Below are 20154 nucleotides of genomic sequence, written 5' to 3' on the forward strand. Positions count from 1 at the left end.
GTTAAGTTATTTTTTTGCCCAGCGCTTCTTATACATAGCCTATGATGAGAAGCGCGACGTTTTACTCATTCCAGCAAGGATGAAGTCAGCTTTAAAAATATAATAAACCGTAGGATACTTTATGCAAACCATTTTACTAGTTCCCATCAGCCGTGGTATCGGCGTAACGTCAGCAGCGCTTGGATTGATCCGCGCTCTTGATTACAACGGTATCAAAGCGGGCTTTATGAAGCCGTTTTTGCAAGATGATACACTTGATAAGCAAAACAGTTTAGACAGCTCAAGCGCGTTAGCAATGCATGCTTTTGGTCTGACGCCACCTAAATCTATCAGTCGGCAGCGTGTCGAGCGTATGATTGGTGATGGTAATCTTGATGACTTGATGGAAGAAGTGGTCGTCAATTATCATACTCTTGGCGATGATTACGATGTGGTGATCTGTGAAGGCTTAGTACCGACCACAGAGACCTCTTATGCCTCGCAAATCAACCGGGCGATTGCCCATGCATTAGATGCTAGAATCATCTTTGTTAGCACTGCTGATACCAGTAAACCGGCCTATCTGGCTGATAAACTTGACGTTCACGCTCGTGAGTTTGGCGGCATCGCCCATGAGCGCACGCTCGGCGCGATTTTGATGCGTGTACATGACTTGCCAAATGCGCAAAGCACCGTAGAAAATCAAATCGTTGCCCCTGGTGAAGCGGTTGTGAGTTTAGATGACGGCTTTATGCAAGAAGTCCAGCGCCTATCACCGCATTTTAATACTGATGCGTTCCGTTTAATCGGGGTAGTGCCATTCAGTGATTCACTGTCCGTGCCTCGCACCTGGGATATCGCCACTGAGCTTGATGCCAAATGGCTCAATGTCGGTGAAGCTAAGTCACGCCGTATTAACCGCATTAGCCTAACCGCACGCTCGGTCGCACGCGTCGATGAGGTGTTTAAACGTGGCACCCTTATCGTCGTACCGGGCGATCGAGATGATTTACTATTAGCAGCAGGTTTGGCTTGTATCAATGGTATCCCGCTGGCAGGATTGGTATTAACTGGCGGCGTCGAGCCGAGTGCAACCGTCGCTGAGCTATGGCAATCTGCCCTCAAAACAGGCATCCCTGTCATGAGTGTCGAAAGCGACAGCTATGAGACCGTACAGAGCCTCATGCACATGAGCGCAGAGATTCCAAGTGATGATACTGAACGTGCTGAAGAAGTGGCCCGTTATGTCGCCGCCCATTTAGATCTTAGCTGGATTAAAGACTATTTTAGTCAAAATCATGAGCCGCGCCTCTCACCATCTGCATTCCGTCATCAAGTGGTTAAAAAAGCACAAGACGCCAAAAAACGCATCGTGCTACCAGAGGGTTCTGAGCCGCGTACCGTTGAAGCCGCTTGTATCTGTCAAAGCCGCGGTATCGCCAACTGTGTACTACTCGCTAAGCGTAGCGATGTCGAGCAAGTGGCTAAAAATCTCGACTTAGTTTTACCTGAAGGTCTTGAAATAATTGACCCCGACATGCTTGATATGGATAAGTATATCGCTGCAGTGGTCGAACGCCGTAAAGGTAAAACCAGCGCAGAAGTCGCGGCTGAATACTTAAAAGACACCGTATATCTAGGCACGACTATGCTACAGATGGACGAAGTCGACGGCCTCGTTTCTGGCGCGATTCATACCACTGCCAATACTGTCCGTCCAGCGTTTCAGTTGATTAAGACCGCACCGCAATACTCGCTCGTATCATCAGTATTTTTTATGCTGCTACCTGAGCAAGTGGTGGTCTACGGTGACTGTGCCATTAATCCTGATCCAAATGCCGAAGAACTTGCTGAGATTGCCATTCAATCAGCACAGTCTGCTGCCGCCTTCGGTATTGATCCAAAAGTCGCGATGATTAGCTATTCTACAGGCTCATCAGGAACTGGTGCAGATGTCGAAAAAGTTACACGCGCGACCCAAATCGTCCGCGAGCGTGCGCCACACCTAAAAGTCGATGGACCGCTACAGTATGACGCCGCTTCTGTCATGAGCGTCGGCAAGCAAAAAGCGCCTGATTCACCGGTTGCTGGGCAAGCCAATGTCTTTATTTTCCCAGATCTCAATACGGGCAATACCACTTATAAAGCCGTACAACGTAGCGCCAATGTGGTGAGTGTTGGCCCAATGCTGCAAGGTTTGAATAAGCCAGTAAACGACTTGTCTCGCGGAGCCTTGGTCGATGATATTATCTACACCATCGCCCTTACTGCTATTCAAGCTCATAGCGACGCGATTTAATTGCATTAAAATGTAGGACTAATTGCGCTATAGGTAACCGACTATCAACATGATGGTCGGTTTTTTATTGGCTATGTTTATGACTGACTTTCTAAAAAATTTTCATTACGGATATCTAAGCGCTCATTTTACCTAGTATTTCAGCGCTTTTAATGACAGATGCCCGCTTGCCCTCTACAATAGCGCTACCATCGAAGCATTTAACCTAAAAAGGTCCGCTGATAAAAGGGTAATATGCATCAACGACAACGTGCCTCTTATCTATTTTTACGCATTTATTTATGCCAAATACCAGCAAAAATCCTCAAAAAAATACACCTGCGCCAGCCATCCGTGCTTATCTTGGCGGCTCATTTGATCCCGTACATGATGGTCATCTGCAAATGGCGATGACTGTTTATCAGCGTTTGCTACCGATAGCCAAGCAGCAACAGCGCGCGCTGCACGTGTCACTATTACCCAATGCACGCTCTCCCTTTAAAGAAAAAAGTACAGATCCTAAACACCGTCTGGCGATGTTAAAGCTTGCGACACTCCATACACCGCTACAAATTAATGAGCTTGAGCTGTGGCAAACACCGCCTGTTTATACCATCGATAGTGTACGCACGTTGCGCCAGCATTATCCAAATGACAGTCTAATATTCATCATCGGTATGGATAGCGCGCTGAGTTTGAGCAAATGGAAAAACGGTTTAGAGCTTACGGATTATGTCAATCTTTGGGTGTTTAATCGTGAGAACCTGTCTGATATTAATAATAATAAAAATAATCGCCTGTTGGCAACCACGACTCATTGCGCGAACAAAACGTTAGTCGCGCAGGATGCGATGAACTTGCACGCCCAATTACCTGCGCAGCTGCAATCTTTACGCATCGATGCGCCTATTGATTTATTACAGCCCACCTCTCAAGCATCGACCGATAGCCGTCTCTTGAAAAACACCCATCAAGGCCACATTTATATAGACTCGCGTCCTATCGCCACGATATCCAGTACACAGATACGCCAACAGTTGCAGCCGACAGACAATCGATCGAATATAATATCCGCAGCGACAAGGCAAATGACATCTATCGCGCCAATAGATGATATCATAGACAATACTGCACCCAATCCATTAGCTAAATGGCTAAATCCTGCTGTTTATCAATATATTATCGCCCATCAGCTATATTCTGCTGCTCAATTCCGTTAAAATCGCCTTATCTTTGTCATTTTGCCCATCCAGTCTCTACAGCTGACTGGCGACATCTAGTCCATTCGACAATGCCAATGCATGCAAATTGACGATTTACCTTTTTATTTTTAATATTGACGATTCAAGAGATCAAAATTTATGACCAACACCATGACTGAAGAACGCTTAAAAGAATGCTTAGCCGTTGTTGAGACCGCTCTAGATGATATGAAAGCGAAGAACATCACCGTAATGAATGTAGAAGATTTGACTGACGTAACCGAACGCATCGTTATCGCTGACGGTACTTCTAAGCGCCATGTACGCGCGATGGCTGACAATGTCGGCGCTGAAGCGAAACAAGCGGGCTTTATGCCACTTGGTCGCGAAGGTGGTATCGACTCTGACTGGACATTGATTGATCTGGGCGCTGTCGTCGTGCATGTAATGACGCCACAAGCCCGTGAGTTCTATGACTTAGAAGGTCTATGGTCATCACCTGAGCAATTGGCTGAGCTGGTCGCTGTACCGCGTGAAAAGAAAACTGCTGGTCGTCGTAACAAAAACAAATAAGATTGTTGATTACGATACTCGTTCAAAATTAAAAAATGTACCATTAAAAAGACCAGATGCTTATTCTGGTCTTTTTTTGTCTAAAATTTACCGTTCTAATACCCTTTCACCTACTGCTAAATTTTAAGCGGCTGAATGCTTAGCATTAGATGAGTGATTAAGCTAAGATAATACGCATTATTAATACCAGTATTAAAGTAGCCTCTCCCCTAATAAATCCCTATAGATTAGGAAAACCTATGAGCTTAGAACCTATAAATATAGCAACGCTAACATCTTCTACCCCAAAAAATGTAGCCGACTTTAACCAAACCCTGCCGCTACATATTGCTACCCTAACCTGTGTGCGTGCGGGCAAATCCATGCCGTTCACCCGTGAACAGCTGAGCGCCATTGATAAAGCACCGATTAACGCACCTGTCGCGGTCAACTTTATGGGATTAACCACTGACGAACAAGCCGATCGCAAGCATCATGGCGGCCCACTAAAAGCCGTACATCAACTGGCACCTGCAACTTATGAGAAAATCAATGCAGAGTTTGGTTTAAAGGTGCGCGTTGGTACATTGGGTGAAAACCTCACGACCGAAGCCGCCAACGGTCTACCTGAAATGACTGAGTCTACGGTTTGCATTGGTGACGTTTTTGAGTACGGTGATACGGCTACTAGTACGGATGATGTTGATAATTTACAACTGCGTATCGTTCAACCACGCCGCCCCTGCTACAAAATCAACGACCAAATCGGACAGTTTACCAAAGTGCCAAATATCGCGACATGGGTCAGTAAACAAGGCATCTCTGGCTGGTACTTTCAAGTCGTACGTGATGGTTTGATTAATGCAGATTTACCAGTTTACTTGATAGAACGCCCTTATCCATTCGCCACGTTAGAGAAGCTGTGGCAGCTGGCCAATTCTAAAGAGAAATACGATGCTGAGGTGATTGAGCCGTGGCTTGCGATTGAGTGTTTGGAAGACAGTTGGAAGAAAGTGTTGGCGAAGAAGGTTTAAAAGGATTAAAAAAACTTTCAAAGATATCTCGATCTCATCTATCTACTATCAATAAAAAAATAAAGGCAAGTATAGTCAATCCTATATAAATCAGATACGGTGTCAGGCTCGCTTAGTCTACTATTTGTAGTACTTTCGCTCGCCTTCCTTGTATCCAAATCATATTGAAACGACTATATCAAAGCTTACCTTTATTCACACAGAGCATTTCATGGTAAAAAATATCTTTTTAGCGTTTGGCTTAACACTGCCCTTGTTTGGCTGCGTGACCACAAGCTCTCCAGTAGCGACGACCAAAAGCTACATCGTGGACAGTAAAACCTACCAAGCCACTGGCAAAAGTGAACGCATCAAAACCATCGTCTTGCACTACACGGTGTCAGACAATGACCGATCCATCAAAACACTGACCACAGGCAAGGTCAGCGCGCACTATTTAGTGTTAGATAATGACGATGATAAAATCTATAATCTCGTACCAGAAAACGAGCGCGCTTGGCATGCAGGTGATGGCAGCTTTGCAGGTAGAACCATCTTGAACGATACCTCAATCGGTATCGAGATCGTCAATGCAGGGATTCAACCCCAATATAAAAATGCGCTCAAAAATGGCGACATGAACTATCACCCTTATGAGCATTATGTGGCCTTTAACGAGTGGCAGATTAAAAAAATCGCGGAGTTGGTACAAGATATCACCGCGAGATATGACATCTCACCAAAGAATATCATCGGTCATTCTGATATGGCACCCTCGCGCAAGATAGACCCCGGTGCCAAGTTCCCTTGGCAGCAACTGTATAAGCAATATGGTATCGGCGCTTGGTATGATGACGCTGATAAGATTGCTTTTATGGACATAGACGCATTTGCAGCGGCAACGATACCTGAGCTTAAGCAGCAATTTCGTGATTATGGCTATCAGGTTAACAGTAGCGACGAGTGGGATAAAGCCAGTCGTGATGTCGTCTATGCGTTTCAGCTGCACTTTAGACCCCGTAACCCAACAGGAACGGTAGACTTAGAGACTTATGCTATTTTAAAGGCATTGAATAAGAAGTATGCTGATACCAACGATTTTTATTAACCCTTTTATGTCATCAATAATAAACGAGCTGTACAAGGAATTTTATGAGCACATTGTTTAGCGTAAATTTGAATAAATTGGCTTTAATCCGTAACTCGCGCGGCACTGACTACCCTAACCTGTTGACCTTTGTGAAGAAGCTGATTGACCTAGGGGTCAAAGGCTTTACCGTACACCCGAGACCAGATGAGCGTCATATCAGATACCAAGATGTCTATGATATCAGTGCATTCTTAAAGGACTATCCAGAGATTGAGTTCAATATCGAAGGCAATCCAAACGAGCAGTTTTTAAAGATTATCCGTGAAGTAAAGCCGCATCAATGTACGCTCGTACCAGATAGCGACGATCAGCTGACCTCCGATCATGGCTTTGATATCATCACACATCATGAGTTTTTATCAACGTTAAGCAAAGAGCTGCAAGCCTTTGGTACGCGCTGTGCGGTGTTCATCGACCCTGATATCGAACAAATCAAAGCGGTCATCGAGAGTGATGTACAGACGATCGAGATGTATACCGAAGAATGGGCGCGCGCCTACAGTAAGGGTAAGAGCGATGACAATATTGATTTCGATGAGGTCAAGCAACGCTTTAGCGACTGTATTAATCTAGCCAATCAAAACGGTATCCGCGTCAATGCGGGTCATGATTTGAATTTGGATAATTTGGCTGATCTGCTCGCGCTTAGTGATATCGCTGAGGTGTCGATTGGTCATGCTTTTACGATTGAATCATTGGAACAAGGCATGGATAATGTCGTGCGTCAGTATTTAGCAATTTGTGGTTAACCCGTATTAATACGCAAATAGTTTGGTTCTATTAGTAGTCTTAATATCTGCATTATCAATACAAACGCTAATAATATTAAAAAAAGGAATCTTTATGTATCAAGACTTTCAGAAACACCTACAACAAGAAATCAGCGACATACGCGCAGCAGGACTGTATAAAAACGAGCGCGTTATCACCTCCCCACAAGATGCGCTCATCAAGATTGCCGATGGCCGTGAAGTGCTTAACTTCTGTGCCAATAATTACCTTGGACTGTCTGACCACCCTGAGATCAAAAAGGCGGCTATAGAGGCCATCGAAAACTCAGGTTATGGTATGTCATCGGTGCGTTTTATTTGTGGTACGCAAGATTTGCATAAGCAATTAGAAGCGTCAATTTCTAAGTTTTTTAATACCGAAGATACGATTCTTTATGCGGCCTGTTTCGATGCCAATGGCGGTGCCTTTGAGCCACTATTGACCAGCGAAGATGCCATTATTTCTGATTCGCTAAATCATGCCTCAATCATCGATGGTGTGCGCCTGTGTAAAGCCGCGCGTTATCGCTACGCCAATGCGGATATGCAAGATTTAGAGACTCAATTACAAGCGGCGCAAGCTCAGCGTTTTCGTTTGATTGTCACCGATGGTGTGTTTTCAATGGATGGTAATGTGGCGCCAATGGACGAGATTTATGCGTTGGCACAAAAATATGATGCCATGGTCATGATTGACGAGTCGCATTCAGCAGGCGTGGTCGGTCGCACTGGTGGCGGCGTGACTGAATTGTTTGATCTACGTGGTGACATTGAGCTGATCACGGGTACTTTAGGCAAGGCGTTTGGCGGTGCTATTGGCGGCTTTACGACAGGCAAAAAAGAAATGATTGAGATGCTGCGTCAACGCTCACGCCCGTATCTGTTTTCCAACTCTATTCCTCCTATGGTGGCTGCCGCTGGGGTAAAAGCGTTTGAAATGCTGTCGCAAGACAATACCTTACAAGACCAATTGCATGAAAATACCGCCTATTTTGTGAAGCAAATGCAAGACGCGGGCTTCGATATCAAGCCCACCGAATCGGCAATTTGTGCGGTGATGCTCTATGACGCCAATGTCTCCCAGCAAATGGCAGAGGCACTGCTTAAAGAAGGCATTTATGTGATCGGCTTCTTCTACCCTGTCGTACCCAAAGACGAGGCTCGCATCCGTGTCCAGCTCTCTGCCGCCCATACTCGCGAGCAGATAGACAAGTGTATCACTGCCTTTATCAAAGTCTCCAAGCAAATGAAGGTGATTGATTAAGCGTCGTTCGGTATTTGTTCAGTATTTGTTCGCTAGATTCAACCATTAAGCACAACACCGTTAAATAAGAGAAAAGTATGAAAGCACTGGTTAAAGCCCATGCCAAAAAAGGCATCTGGATGCAAGACATGCCAGAACCTACGGTTGGCATCAATGACGTTAAAATAAAAATTAAGAAAACCGCTATTTGTGGTACAGATTTGCACATTTATAAGTGGGATGAGTGGTCAGAAAGAACCATCAAGACGCCGATGATCATCGGACATGAATACGTCGGTATCATTAGCGAAATGGGCGATGGCGTGAAGCATTTTGAAGTAGGTGATCGAGTCACTGGCGAAGGACACATCGCTTGCGGGCATTGCCGTAACTGCCGCCGTGGTAAGCTACATGTGTGCGAAAACACCATCGGCGTGGGCGTCGACCGCGATGGCGCATTTGCCGAATATTTGGTGATACCTGCCGATAATGTCATCAAACTCGATGAGCGTATCAGCGATGAAATGGCAGCCATTATGGACCCTTTTGGCAATGCTACTCATACTGCCCTTTCATTTCCTGTCCTTGGTGAAGATGTACTGGTTACGGGTGCGGGGCTGATTGGTTCCATGGCAACAGCGATTTGCCGCTTTGCTGGGGCGCGTAATATCGTGGTCAGTGATATCAGCGATTATCGCTTAGAGCTTGCCAAAAAAATGGGCGCGACGATGACCATCAACCCAGCCAAAGGTGAAACCATCGAAGGCGCCATTGATGAGTTAAAAATGCACGGCTTTGACATCGGGCTTGAGATGTCAGGCTCGCCTCAGGCTTTTGATTCGATGATTAGCAATATGTATAACGGCTCTAAAATTGCACTCTTGGGTATTTTGCCTAACACCACCACGGTGGATTGGAGCAAGATTATTTTTAAGGCGCTAACCCTAAAAGGTATTTATGGCCGCGAGATGTGGGAGACGTGGTATCAGATGGAGCAAATGCTGATTAGCGGTATTGATCTGTCGCCCATCATTACCCATCGTATGCACATTGATGACTTTCAAGAAGGCTTTGATATCATGGAAAGTGGGCAATGCGGTAAGGTGATTTTAAGCTGGGATTGATAATGTGCTGCGTCAGTATTTGAGAAGTTGTGGTTAGGGTTTAGATTGTCACGACTGATAAAACGGCACTGACTTCAGTGCCGTTTTATATGTGGTAAAAATCATACGGAGGGTAAGCTATGGGTGATTCTGAAGCAGATAAACTTGAAAAGTATTTAGCAGAAAAAGTCAGGCAAGATCAGGAAAAAGAACTAGAGTCTGAGCCCCTTTCTGCTTATGATGCTTGTGTGCTAAAGGAAAGTACTAAGATTCATGAATTGATTGCTGAGGCTCGGAAAGAAGGTAAAGATAGTGATTTAAAAAATGATTAGACTTTAAATGAATTGACGTCCTTAATTTCAGTAAAGAAAAGAGTCACTCTTCTTATAGATTGGCTCTTTTTTTGTAGTAAACTTAATAAAAATCTCGAATAATGTAAGTAATCTCATTAGTTTAAAAGGGCTACTATGAATATAAGTGAAGACGTTATTTCAAGATTGAGAGATTGTCAAAAGAAAAGCATAGATACTGTATCTACATACCTTAACTCACGGAGTAAGAAGGCTTGTCTAATCAGCTTACCAACTGGAGCCGGCAAAAGTGGCGTGATTTGTGTAACTAGCCATAGCTCTAGATCTAAACGAGTATTAATTCTCACCCATAGACGAGCTGTCTGCGATCAGCTAGCAAAACAACTGAAAGGTGATTTTTATAAAAAAATCCTAGGCGAAGCAGCTGATATATCAAACCTTAAAACAGTATTTAAAAGCATTAACAACTTTGAAAAAGAAGGTGTTTATTGTACTACAGTCCAAATGATTACAATGCTTTCTGAATCCGAGTTAGACTCAATCAAAGATAAGATCGACTTAGTAGTATTTGATGAAGGTCACGCCGAACCAGCTTCACAATGGAGTAAAGCTGTCAGAAAATTTAAGTGTAAAAAAATAATTGTTACAGCCACACCTTATAGAAATGATTTATTTAGCTTTGATATTGATGTAAAACATCATTACATATATACATTTAAAAAAGCAGTTGAGAATCAGGATATTTTAGAACCAATTTTTGAAGTAATTGATAAAGATAGATTGTTTGAGAAAATCAGAGAGATAAAAGCATCACAACCTAACTCAGTCTGCATAATAAAATGTAAAGAATTTTCAGATGTTCAAGAGTATTTTGACTTAATGAAAACAGAGTTCAATACTGCCGCTATTCATGAACAGTATGCAAAATCGAGTAATGACAATACATTACAAAACGTACCGGCGAATATTAGTGATAAAGATTATGAAGTAATTATCCATCAAAAGAAATTAGATGAAGGCGTTGACTTGCCTCAGGCTAAAATACTTATTTTAACTTATCGTATTGGTAGTGGCAGAGAGTTAGTCCAAACAGTAGGAAGAGTTGTAAGAATATATGAAGACTATAAGCCTTATGTTATAGGACTCGATAATAATAACAATAATCTGAAGCTATGGGATAATTTTAGAGAATTTGATGATTATCTAACTAATTCGAAAACTGCTGAGAAGTTTATTAAGACGCTAGATACAGCCATTTTGATTGAAAGCTATATAAATGAATTCCCTGAGTATAGTTATCATGAATCTGGTTTTAAGAAAAAGTTTGATTTTAAAAGTTTTAATCCTACTGAGTCTCTTGAGATTCCGTTAGCATCTGTTTGCTTTTATAAGAAAAAACCTGAGTTTGATTTAGCAGATTGTTTGGATAAATTGCGTTGGGAGTTTGACCGTCAAGGTGCTCTATCTAAATACGATTCTGAACTTGGGGTACTAACATCAATATTATTTAACAACTCAAAATTTCTGAAAGATAGTCTATTTTTTGAACCTTCATTAGAAATCATGGTAGTAAGAGAGCTTGGTCATGAATATGTAGCCATTTTTGATAGCCAAGGAAGAAAATTTAGTGATAATGAGAATTTAGGGATTGGAAGAGCCATAGATATGGATACACTATTTAAAGTGATTTCCGAAGCTAACAAGACCATCCAAACGAAGCAAGCAAACACTAGGGCCTTACAGAAAAGCGATCATCGACCTGAGGGTATTTCCTATATAGGAAATTTAGAGGCTGTCAATCACCCTGCAACTAATTCAAACTATGCGATTAGAACTGGAATTTTTAATAGCATCGATACCGTAAAAAATAAAATTGATAACTCATTTTATTTAGGCGTAGGCTCTGGAAGAGTTTCTGACCAAAAAAAACGTAGGTTTAGTTATCACGAATTTATAGATTGGCTAGATGCAATACACAATAGATTTCAAACTAGTAATACATTACAAAGTGATTTTGTACGCTCATTTGCTAAGCTTGCTGACTCTGCTCCAGAGGAAGAACCTTCTGCATGTATGTTAGATTTTACTAACTTTGACGATCTAGCATTTAGTTATGATGATGTAAAATACGAAATCAATAATGATTATATATACAAAGAATATAACCAAGGCTTTTCACTTATAAATATTTGCACTTTAAGCTTTATTCATACTTTTACACTTAAAGCTATTGTACCAAATACAGTTTTTAAAATTTGTTTGGATAAAAGGCATTCAAAAAATGTAACAGTACGATTATCTTTTGATAGTGAATGCAAGCTCATATTAGATATTAGCGATAAATTAGAATTTCATAAAAATAATACACTGTTGGAGCCTGACCAAGTTTTAAATAAAGATACTATTAAGCTCTTGTATTCCAATGGTATAACCTTTTTAGGAGGGGAGTTTTTTGAACTACAAATGCCTACTAGTAGTGGAGTACTCAATAAGAACCTTATATCCAAGATTATCTCATTAGACTGCCTTTTGAAAGACGACTTATCAGAAAAAGACGAAGGGGCTACAACTTCTAGCAACTTCGGAATAGATTCGATATTCTATCAAATAGATAAATTGTCAAATATTAAAAACGACAAACCATTGTTAGAAAGCTTAGGAGACTTTCATCCATACTTACCAAATGTAGACCTGATTTTGTGCACAGACATGGGTACAGAACCAGCAGACTTTATCTTATCATCAAAAGATAAATTAATTATGGTACATGTGAAATGTGGAAAAGCTTCGCAAAGTCCAAAATCATCAGCTGGGGCAATATACGAAGTTGGTAGTCAAGCTGTAAAAAACTTACACACTCTAGTTAGTCAAAAATTTGAACGTTATGCTAACGATACTAATTTAAGAAATAAATGGAAGGTATCTTCTAATAAATCTAATCAAGTAGAACTAGATAGTCGCATCAGATTGTACAATGGTAAATATGATTTAAACTTGTTTCAACAACCCAATACACTAGATGAGGTTTTTGAGGAGATTGATAAACGTCGCAAAGATGTATTAGTAAAAAAAGAAGTCTGGCTTGTAATTGGAAATGCTTTTTCAAATAGTCATTTCACTAAACAAATGAAACATATATCTAATGCTTCAGACGAAAGTAAACAGGCTTATCAGCTCATTGAGACATGGTTAACCACTCTATCGAACTATGATGTAGACTTAAAGATGTTTGTATCTGATTAGATTTTAATCATAATGGTTATTCGAAAGCGCGGTTTAGCCCCGACTGTATCCATATCCTGCTGATTTGGGCGAGTTGCGGTGGCTAGAGATTGAGGTGGTGTCGAGGCAACAGCAACATCTCAACTTGTGTCACCGCCTCGCCCAGATTGGCAGATACAGGCGTAAGGCGGGAAATAGCTCACTTACTTATAAAAAACGTTATATATTACTCAGCTCTTTTAACGCAGATAGCGCCTGCTCCGCCTTATCAGCCGACACAAATATATGGTCATGATAATAGGCAGCGATCACATTGGCACTGATACCTTTTGAGGTCAGTTTGGTTGACACGGCTGCGGTTAGACCTACCGCTTCTAAGCTTGAATGCACCGTTAGAGTGATTTGCCGAAATACGCCCTCATACTGCAAACCTGCCTCATCAGCTTTGTCTTTTGTCAAAACCAGAGTCAACCCTTCTTTCTCCATAAATGTCGCGATTGGTGCTAGGTTTACGTATTCTACTAGTTCACCTTTTACGGTACAAAACACGAATAATTCATCAACCAGTGCGGGCTGCATCGAACTCAATAGCTCATTGATATCTGTAATTCCTGACATGGTATGACTCCTAAATGTACTTAACCCTAGTATTCAATGCTAATGATAGATATATTACCACTTGATTATCATAACAAGGATAAGCCATGTACACCTTATACGGTAATAAAATATCTGGAAATAGCTATAAAACGCGCCTAACTTGCGAGTTATTAAACATTGATTACCAATGGATTGAGGTCGATATATTGACGCAAGAAAGCCGACAAGAGACATTCTTACAAATCAATCCATTAGGCCAAGTACCAGTTTTATTAATCGAACCTGACGACTCATCTATTGGTTGCAAACCTACCAAAATATTAGAGTCTAATGCCATTATCAGATATTTGGCGGATGGTTCATCACTTATTCCAAACGCTGCCATAAAATATGCAGAAATGTGGCAATGGTTACTCTATGAACAAACCGAGGTTCGACCTAATATAGCCTCTGTGCGTTTTATTAAAAAATTCCAGGATATGATGCCCAGTAGACTGGCCGAATATCAGCAGAAGTTTGAGAAGTCAAAAGAGATTATGAGTTATTTGAACGAACATCTTCAAAATAAAACCTACGTATTAGGAGATGATATGAGTCTTGCAGATATTAGCTTATATGCCTATACACATAATGCAGAGGAAGGTGGGCTAGAGTTATTGCCTTATAAAAACTTACTCAATTGGCTTAAACGTATCGAATCACTGCCCAATTTTGTGAGGCTATAAATAGCCACCTTGGGGATCAGCTCTCCTGCTTCTTAAACATCCGAACGTCAAACACAAAAAAGGTGAGCCGAAGCCCACCTTTTTTATTATCTAAGATTAATTCAAGTTTTCCTAGCGCAACCAAGCACGAGCGTTACGGAACATACGCATCCACGCGCCGTCCTCATCCCACTCTTCTGGTTTCCAGCTATGGTTATACGCTTTTAGATTACGCTCAGGATGCGGCATCATGATAGTGACGCGACCATCAGTGCTACACAGACCCGTGACACCGCCGACAGAACCGTTTGGATTGAGCGGATAAGTCTCAGTTGGATGACCTTGGCTATCGACATAACGCATCGCAAGCTGACCGTGTTTTGCCATACCGTCGATTTCGTTGTTGTCTAGTGTGGCATAGCCTTCACCATGTGCCACAGCGATTGGCAAGATACTGTCTTGCATGCCTTTGAATAGGATAGACTTGGTACGCTCGATTTTTACATTGACCGTACGCGCTTCAAAACGAGCCGATTGGTTGGCGATGAAGCGAGGGAAGTTATCTGCACCTGGGATGAGGTCTTTTAACTGAGCCATCATCTGACAACCGTTACAGACACCTAGTGAGAAGGTATCAGGACGGGCAAAGAAGCGGACAAACTGCATGCGTAGCTCATCATGGAACAGGATAGAGTTCGCCCAGCCAGAGCCTGCGCCGAGTACATCACCATAACTAAAGCCACCACAAGCGACCAAACCGTCGAAGTCACGTAGGTTGATACGGCCACTGAGTAGATCGCTCATGTGTACATCGACTGCTTCAAAGCCCGCTTGGGTAAAGCCTGCTGCCATTTCTGTCTGACCATTGACGCCTTGCTCACGCAAGATAGCGACTCTTGGTTTGCTGTTATCAGAATCAGCACGACTGTTTAGATATGGCTCTTCAATTTTTTGATTCAGATCAAAGTTTGGCGCAGCGATCAGGCCTTTATGGCTCGCATCAGCAATCAAGTCATACTCTTGCTGTACGCACGCTGGGTTATCACGGCGGCGAGCGATTTGATAGCTGACCTGAGTCCACGCTTGCTGCAATTCAGTACGGCTAAAGCTAAGAGTGTCATCACCCATGAGCATTGGCGTTTGGATAAGTAAGCTGTCTTCTTCCGAACTTTGACCAACAAGGCTCAGCATATCAGCAACGTTAAACTCTTCTGCCAATTGCATTAGCGCCGCGACGTTTTCTGGTAATACTTGGATGACTGCACCCAGCTCTTCACTGAACAGTTGACCGAGTAAGTTATCATCCGTCAATGACAGCTTGATACCTTGACGACTGGTGAACTGCATCTCAGCGATGGTCGCTAGTAGACCACCATCACCGATATCGTGATAGGCGCTGATGACGCCTTGTGCATTACCTGCTTGGACAAAGTTGAAGAAGTCGACCAAGTCGCTTGGCTGTGCCAAATCTGGGCAATCGTTACCGAGTTGGCTCAGCGTTTGCGCAAGGATTGAACCGCCTAGACGTAGCTTACCCTTAGACAAATCGATACGGTAGAACGCGCTATCGCCATTGATTAGCTCAGGCGTTAGCGTTTTTGCCACATCAACCACAGGAGCAAATGCCGTAATCACCAAGCTCATTGGTGACACGACTGATTTGTCTTGGCTGTCGCCATTGTCGTTATCAGTCCAATTGGCACGCATCGATAGCGAGTCTTTACCGACTGGGATAGCAATACCAAGTGCTGGGCACAGCTCTTCGCCGACGGTATATACAGCGTCGAATAAGGCTGCGTCTTCTGCATCATCACCGCAAGCTGCCATCCAGTTCGCTGACATCGTGATATCAGACAACTGAGCAATACGCGCACCAACGATGTTGGTAATCGCTTCGCCAATTGCAAGTCGTGCTGAGGCTTGTGGACTGATTAGGGCAACTGGCGTACGTTCACCGATACTCATCGCTTCACCACTCATCACTTGACCATCTAGCGCGATCAAGCCTGACGCTGTCACCGCACAATCCGATACTGGCACTTGATAGCGACCAACATACTGATCACGCACGACCATACCCGTGATAGAACGGTCACCAATGCTAATCAAGAATGATTTACTAGCGACCGTTGGGTGACGCAACACGTCTTTGATAGACTCAGCTAAATTGACGTCGCCTAAATCTAATGCTGGCAAGCTGGTGTCATGACGCTCAAAGCTACGCTTCATCTTCGGTGTGCCACCTAGCAATACTTGCATCGGCATATCAACAGGCTGCTCAGCGAGCAATGTATCATCAACGACTAGCTGACGCACATCCGTGGCTGATCCCAAGATGGCATACGGGCAACGCTCACGCGCACAGATGGCATCGAACTGGGCTTCGCTTTCTGGGCGAATCGCGAGGACATAACGCTCTTGCGCTTCGTTTGACCAGATGGCCATTGGCGACATGCCAGCTTCTAACGATGGAATTTTACGCAGGTTTAGTACCGCACCCATTTCATGGTCATTGACCAATTCTGGCATCGCATTAGAGATACCGCCAGCACCCACATCATGTAATGACACGATAGGGTTGCCGTCTTTGCCATTATTACTCGCATCGACATCATTACCGGCTAGTGCCCAGCAGCGATCCATCACTTCTTGGCAACGACGCTCCATCTCAGCATTGTCACGCTGGACTGAGGCAAAGTCTAAGCCTTCATCAAGTGAACCACTATCGACTGAAGATGCTGCACCACCGCCAAGACCAATCTGCATCGCAGGGCCACCAAGAACGATTAACAAATCACCTTGTTGAATGGTATTTTTTTCAATGAGGTTGCGTTTGATATTGCCGTAACCACCTGCCAGCATGATTGGCTTATGATAGCCGCGCATCTCGCTACCATCTTTTGCCGCTGAGGTGTCCAACTGGAAACTACGGAAATAGCCGCATAGATTAGGACGACCAAACTCGTTTGAGAAGTTGGCTGAACCCAATGGCGCTTCAGTCATAATCTCAAGACTGGTTGCCATACGATCTGGCGTGCCATAAGCCTGAGTACTCAACTGACCTGACTGCTCCCACTTCTCCGCAAGCTCTGGGATATGCAAGTGTGATACGTGAAATCCTGTCAGACCTGCTTTTGGTTTACCGCCACGGCCTGTTGCGCCTTCATCACGAATCTCACCACCAGCACCTGTCGCTGCACCAGCATACGGCGCGATAGCCGTTGGATGGTTATGCGTTTCGACTTTCATCAGAATGTCGATTGCTTCTTGATAGAAGTCATAAGGATGGGCAGATTTTGCGTCCATCGCATCGGTCGGAATGGGGTAAAAACGCATACCGTCAGACCCTGCCATTACAGCAGCGTTGTCTTTATAGGCAGATAAGATACCTTGTGGATTAGACTGGTAGGTATTTTTAATCATTTGGAACAGTGACTTTGGCGCCACAATGCCATCCACCGTCCACTCAGCGTTAAAAATCTTATGACGGCAATGCTCTGAGTTCGCCTGTGCAAACATCATCAGCTCAACGTCCGTTGGATTGCGCTTTAGCTCATTGACATAAGCATTCATCAAATAATCAATGTCTTCACTAGATAATGCAAAACCAAACTGGGTATTGGCAGACTCTAGTGCTGACTGACCTTGTCCGATGACATCGATATGATTCAGTGATGCTGGCGCTTGATCGTCGAACAATTTACTGACATCGCTCAAGTCATAGACCAAGCTCTGCGTCATACGGTCAAACAACACCTGCTCAGCGTCTACTGGTAGTTTTTCGCCTGCTTCACCGTCGATTGTCAGGGTATAAACAACGACGCGCTCAACACGGTTAAGCTCAATTTCACAGTTGTTAAAGATATCAGTCGCTTTACTTGCCCATGGCGAAATCGTGCCAAAACGTGGACCAACGATGACTTGTAATTGATTGGCCTGTGGGTCGGCAAGGACAGTGCTACTATCGACAGCAAGTAAGTCTAGCGCTTTTTTATGCTCATCACCTTCGAGCTTGCGTGATAACACATACACTTGCTGGGTATTGATTTGGCTGACATTGAGCTCGGTTTTTTGCTGAAACTGACTGATGAGTTGCTGCGTCTGAAAATCGGTAAGAAACGGTTGTCCGGCGATGGTCATCATAAAGGCATAATCCGTAAGATCAAGGCATCTCTGCCATGCTAAGTAAATGGTCTGCGTATTATAACAAGAAGCCCTGTAATAAGCAGGTCTAAACCGATATAAATTACTGATCACTTGTGCTCTGCTAATGCTAGATATCTGCCAAATAACCAGCTTTCATTGCTTCCTATTCATCATCATTTTTAACTTGTGCTGACAAAACAGACAGCAGAAATACATAGCATCACACTTTTTACCTAACCCTTATACTCCTTACAAACACTCACATCGCATTACTGGGCACCTATATAAATGTAGGGTCACAACTCGGTATTCTAGTCTCAGTTGTTGAGGCAAAGAGTGCTCTGATACTTTGATTCTTTAAATCTTAATAATTCAAAGACGCACAGCCCGAAAAAAAATGATTACTGCAAACCATTAAACGCCTAACTATTAAAAAGAAAAGGAAATCAATTATGAGCAGACAAGACCATATCGATAAAGTACAAGCACTGGTAAAAGAAGTGAAGTTTGCCATGATGACCACTCGTACGCACGAAGGCCATCTACATGCCTGTCCAATGACAACAAGTGAGACGAGCATTGGCGCAAAAGAGATTTGGTTCATCGGTGATAAGACCACTGAAACCGTCAGTGACATCGAAAAAGACCCACAAGTAAATCTGGCCTATGTCAGCCAAAATGCAAAAGATTATGTATCCATCAATGGTAAGGCCGAACTGGTCGATGACCAAGAAAAGCTCGATGAGCTGTGGTCACCGATTTACAATGCTTTTTATGAGCAGGGTAAAGAAGATCCAAATGTACAGCTGATCAAAGTCGTACCACACGGTGCAGAGTACTGGCTCAGTGGTAGCTCAGTCGTCAATATGTTTAAGATGACCACCGCTGCAGTTATGGATGGCAAAAAAGCGACGAATTTGGGTGAAAACAACTCAGTGACGTTATAAGCTACCCAAATCAGAAATAGCAGAATAAAAAACGCCAGTGGCTTATGCGACTGGCGTTTTTTTATACGTTATCTATATAAGTTATCTACTATCTATTAATACACATTACTGTGGTGGTTTCGCATAGCCATTGTCTGCTGGATAAGCCTGTGGCTGCGCTGGTTTGGGCTTAGAAGGATCATACAGCCCATAAATGGCTGTACCGATTATACCAGTATTATTGATAGAGCCTGAGCTGGTATTGGCAGCATAAGCACTCGCAGGCTTGCTAAATATAAAGGATGCCACCGCGCTTTGGCTCTTGCGAAAACCCTCAATCACCAAATCATCATTGGGACGTAGCACATATCCATTATCTTGACGACTGGCAGCACTACCATCGATGACGTTTATACCATCCACACTAGCCACGATTTCATACGTATTGGCACTGTTATTGTTGTACACCAAACGATAGGCCTGCCCTGCTTGACCTTGCACATAATAATTGCCTGAGTCGCGATATAGTGACAGCTCACCCGTATCCGTCTCTATCGAAAAATCAACCTTCCCTGCCAGCAGAGACATGCTATTAACCGCACGTCCTTTGTAAGATTTGTCAGCATAACGCACCTGCATTTGCTCGATAGGCTGACTACTCATGCGACGCAAATCGATTTCAGTTACATATGAATCAACATCATCACCCCATTTGGTACCCAAACGTTCTGAATCTGCCGTGTCTTGAGTGGCCGACATTTTAGACGACTCTGCTTGCATAGACTTGTCTTGCTGAATCGTTGAGGTGGACGACTCCTGCATGCTTGGCCCTGAAGAGCAGCCCGTTAATAACGCCAGTAATAAAACGGCAGCACCTGACTGTTTTTGATGTAACGTCATCTCTATCTCCCTATTTAAATGACATTTGGCCACACTTCAACCAATTTTCTTGTAT

At 43.3% G+C, this 20154-nt stretch carries 15 protein-coding genes; 12 read left to right on the top strand and 3 right to left on the bottom strand.

What is annotated here, in order from left to right:
- Nucleotides 1-121: 121 nt before the first annotated feature.
- The 10 genes from pta (at nucleotide 122) to ACI2JM_RS00780 (ending at nucleotide 12844) form a co-directional block, all read left to right on the top strand.
- The gene (gene pta / locus ACI2JM_RS00735; RefSeq protein WP_404641382.1) at nucleotides 122-2278 is read left to right on the top strand and encodes a phosphate acetyltransferase; all 2157 of its coding nucleotides are present in this window, start codon (nucleotides 122-124) and stop codon (nucleotides 2276-2278) included.
- A 281-nt stretch (nucleotides 2279-2559) separates the two neighbouring features.
- On the top strand, nucleotides 2560-3477 hold the full coding sequence (locus ACI2JM_RS00740; RefSeq protein WP_404641384.1) for a nicotinate-nicotinamide nucleotide adenylyltransferase: 918 nt from the start codon (nucleotides 2560-2562) through the stop codon (nucleotides 3475-3477).
- 141 nt (nucleotides 3478-3618) lie between these two features.
- Nucleotides 3619-4032: a ribosome silencing factor gene (rsfS, locus tag ACI2JM_RS00745; RefSeq protein WP_045443355.1), complete on the top strand. Its 414-nt coding sequence runs from the start codon at nucleotides 3619-3621 to the stop codon at nucleotides 4030-4032.
- 239 nt (nucleotides 4033-4271) lie between these two features.
- Nucleotides 4272-5045, top strand: coding sequence for an MOSC domain-containing protein (locus tag ACI2JM_RS00750; RefSeq protein ID WP_404641387.1), 774 nt, complete (start codon nucleotides 4272-4274; stop codon nucleotides 5043-5045).
- A gap of 211 nt (nucleotides 5046-5256) precedes the next feature.
- The gene (locus ACI2JM_RS00755) at nucleotides 5257-6132 is read left to right on the top strand and encodes an N-acetylmuramoyl-L-alanine amidase (protein ID WP_404641389.1); all 876 of its coding nucleotides are present in this window, start codon (nucleotides 5257-5259) and stop codon (nucleotides 6130-6132) included.
- 44 nt (nucleotides 6133-6176) lie between these two features.
- Complete coding sequence (locus ACI2JM_RS00760) at nucleotides 6177-6923, top strand: pyridoxine 5'-phosphate synthase (RefSeq protein ID WP_404641391.1); 747 nt, start codon at nucleotides 6177-6179, stop codon at nucleotides 6921-6923.
- 94 nt (nucleotides 6924-7017) lie between these two features.
- Nucleotides 7018-8208: a glycine C-acetyltransferase gene (gene kbl, locus ACI2JM_RS00765; protein WP_404641393.1), complete on the top strand. Its 1191-nt coding sequence runs from the start codon at nucleotides 7018-7020 to the stop codon at nucleotides 8206-8208.
- 77 nt (nucleotides 8209-8285) lie between these two features.
- Nucleotides 8286-9311, top strand: coding sequence for an L-threonine 3-dehydrogenase (gene tdh, locus ACI2JM_RS00770; protein WP_404641395.1), 1026 nt, complete (start codon nucleotides 8286-8288; stop codon nucleotides 9309-9311).
- A gap of 119 nt (nucleotides 9312-9430) precedes the next feature.
- Nucleotides 9431-9622, top strand: a complete 192-nt coding sequence (locus tag ACI2JM_RS00775; RefSeq protein ID WP_404641397.1) for a hypothetical protein — start codon at nucleotides 9431-9433, stop codon at nucleotides 9620-9622.
- A gap of 135 nt (nucleotides 9623-9757) precedes the next feature.
- Entirely contained in the window at nucleotides 9758-12844 is a 3087-nt protein-coding gene (locus tag ACI2JM_RS00780) for a DEAD/DEAH box helicase (protein WP_404641399.1), read from the top strand.
- A 198-nt stretch (nucleotides 12845-13042) separates the two neighbouring features.
- Here the strand turns inward: ACI2JM_RS00780 and ACI2JM_RS00785 are convergent, their stop codons facing one another.
- Entirely contained in the window at nucleotides 13043-13441 is a 399-nt protein-coding gene (locus ACI2JM_RS00785) for an ACT domain-containing protein (protein WP_404641401.1), read from the bottom strand.
- Between the two features lie 86 nt (nucleotides 13442-13527).
- Here ACI2JM_RS00785 and ACI2JM_RS00790 point away from each other — a divergent pair, with 86 nt between their 5' ends.
- Nucleotides 13528-14148: a glutathione S-transferase family protein gene (locus tag ACI2JM_RS00790; RefSeq protein ID WP_404641403.1), complete on the top strand. Its 621-nt coding sequence runs from the start codon at nucleotides 13528-13530 to the stop codon at nucleotides 14146-14148.
- A 111-nt stretch (nucleotides 14149-14259) separates the two neighbouring features.
- On the opposite strand, the gene purL is transcribed toward ACI2JM_RS00790, so the two are convergent.
- Entirely contained in the window at nucleotides 14260-18270 is a 4011-nt protein-coding gene (gene purL / locus ACI2JM_RS00795) for a phosphoribosylformylglycinamidine synthase (protein ID WP_404641405.1), read from the bottom strand.
- Between the two features lie 455 nt (nucleotides 18271-18725).
- Here purL and ACI2JM_RS00800 point away from each other — a divergent pair, with 455 nt between their 5' ends.
- Entirely contained in the window at nucleotides 18726-19220 is a 495-nt protein-coding gene (locus ACI2JM_RS00800) for a pyridoxamine 5'-phosphate oxidase family protein (protein WP_404641407.1), read from the top strand.
- A gap of 105 nt (nucleotides 19221-19325) precedes the next feature.
- Here the strand turns inward: ACI2JM_RS00800 and ACI2JM_RS00805 are convergent, their stop codons facing one another.
- On the bottom strand, nucleotides 19326-20099 hold the full coding sequence (locus ACI2JM_RS00805; protein ID WP_404641409.1) for a hypothetical protein: 774 nt from the start codon (nucleotides 20097-20099) through the stop codon (nucleotides 19326-19328).
- Nucleotides 20100-20154 lie beyond the last annotated feature (55 nt).

The sequence above is a fragment of the Psychrobacter sp. NPDC064578 genome, from assembly GCF_044901245.1.
In the GTDB taxonomy this organism is placed as follows: domain Bacteria; phylum Pseudomonadota; class Gammaproteobacteria; order Pseudomonadales; family Moraxellaceae; genus Psychrobacter; species Psychrobacter cibarius_C.

Excerpts from the sequence above, each read along its gene's own strand:
- ACI2JM_RS00750 (WP_404641387.1), top strand. The coding sequence starts at position 4,272 with ATGAGCTTAGAACCTATAAATATAGCAACGCTAACATCTTCTACCCCA.
- ACI2JM_RS00740 (WP_404641384.1), top strand. The coding sequence starts at position 2,560 with ATGCCAAATACCAGCAAAAATCCTCAAAAAAATACACCTGCGCCAGCC.
- ACI2JM_RS00760 (WP_404641391.1), top strand. The coding sequence starts at position 6,177 with ATGAGCACATTGTTTAGCGTAAATTTGAATAAATTGGCTTTAATCCGT.
- purL (WP_404641405.1), bottom strand. The coding sequence starts at position 18,270 with ATGATGACCATCGCCGGACAACCGTTTCTTACCGATTTTCAGACGCAG.
- ACI2JM_RS00790 (WP_404641403.1), top strand. The coding sequence starts at position 13,528 with ATGTACACCTTATACGGTAATAAAATATCTGGAAATAGCTATAAAACG.
- ACI2JM_RS00755 (WP_404641389.1), top strand. The coding sequence starts at position 5,257 with ATGGTAAAAAATATCTTTTTAGCGTTTGGCTTAACACTGCCCTTGTTT.
- ACI2JM_RS00775 (WP_404641397.1), top strand. The coding sequence starts at position 9,431 with ATGGGTGATTCTGAAGCAGATAAACTTGAAAAGTATTTAGCAGAAAAA.
- ACI2JM_RS00780 (WP_404641399.1), top strand. The coding sequence starts at position 9,758 with ATGAATATAAGTGAAGACGTTATTTCAAGATTGAGAGATTGTCAAAAG.
- tdh (WP_404641395.1), top strand. The coding sequence starts at position 8,286 with ATGAAAGCACTGGTTAAAGCCCATGCCAAAAAAGGCATCTGGATGCAA.
- pta (WP_404641382.1), top strand. The coding sequence starts at position 122 with ATGCAAACCATTTTACTAGTTCCCATCAGCCGTGGTATCGGCGTAACG.
- ACI2JM_RS00800 (WP_404641407.1), top strand. The coding sequence starts at position 18,726 with ATGAGCAGACAAGACCATATCGATAAAGTACAAGCACTGGTAAAAGAA.
- kbl (WP_404641393.1), top strand. The coding sequence starts at position 7,018 with ATGTATCAAGACTTTCAGAAACACCTACAACAAGAAATCAGCGACATA.
- ACI2JM_RS00805 (WP_404641409.1), bottom strand. The coding sequence starts at position 20,099 with ATGACGTTACATCAAAAACAGTCAGGTGCTGCCGTTTTATTACTGGCG.
- ACI2JM_RS00785 (WP_404641401.1), bottom strand. The coding sequence starts at position 13,441 with ATGTCAGGAATTACAGATATCAATGAGCTATTGAGTTCGATGCAGCCC.
- rsfS (WP_045443355.1), top strand. The coding sequence starts at position 3,619 with ATGACCAACACCATGACTGAAGAACGCTTAAAAGAATGCTTAGCCGTT.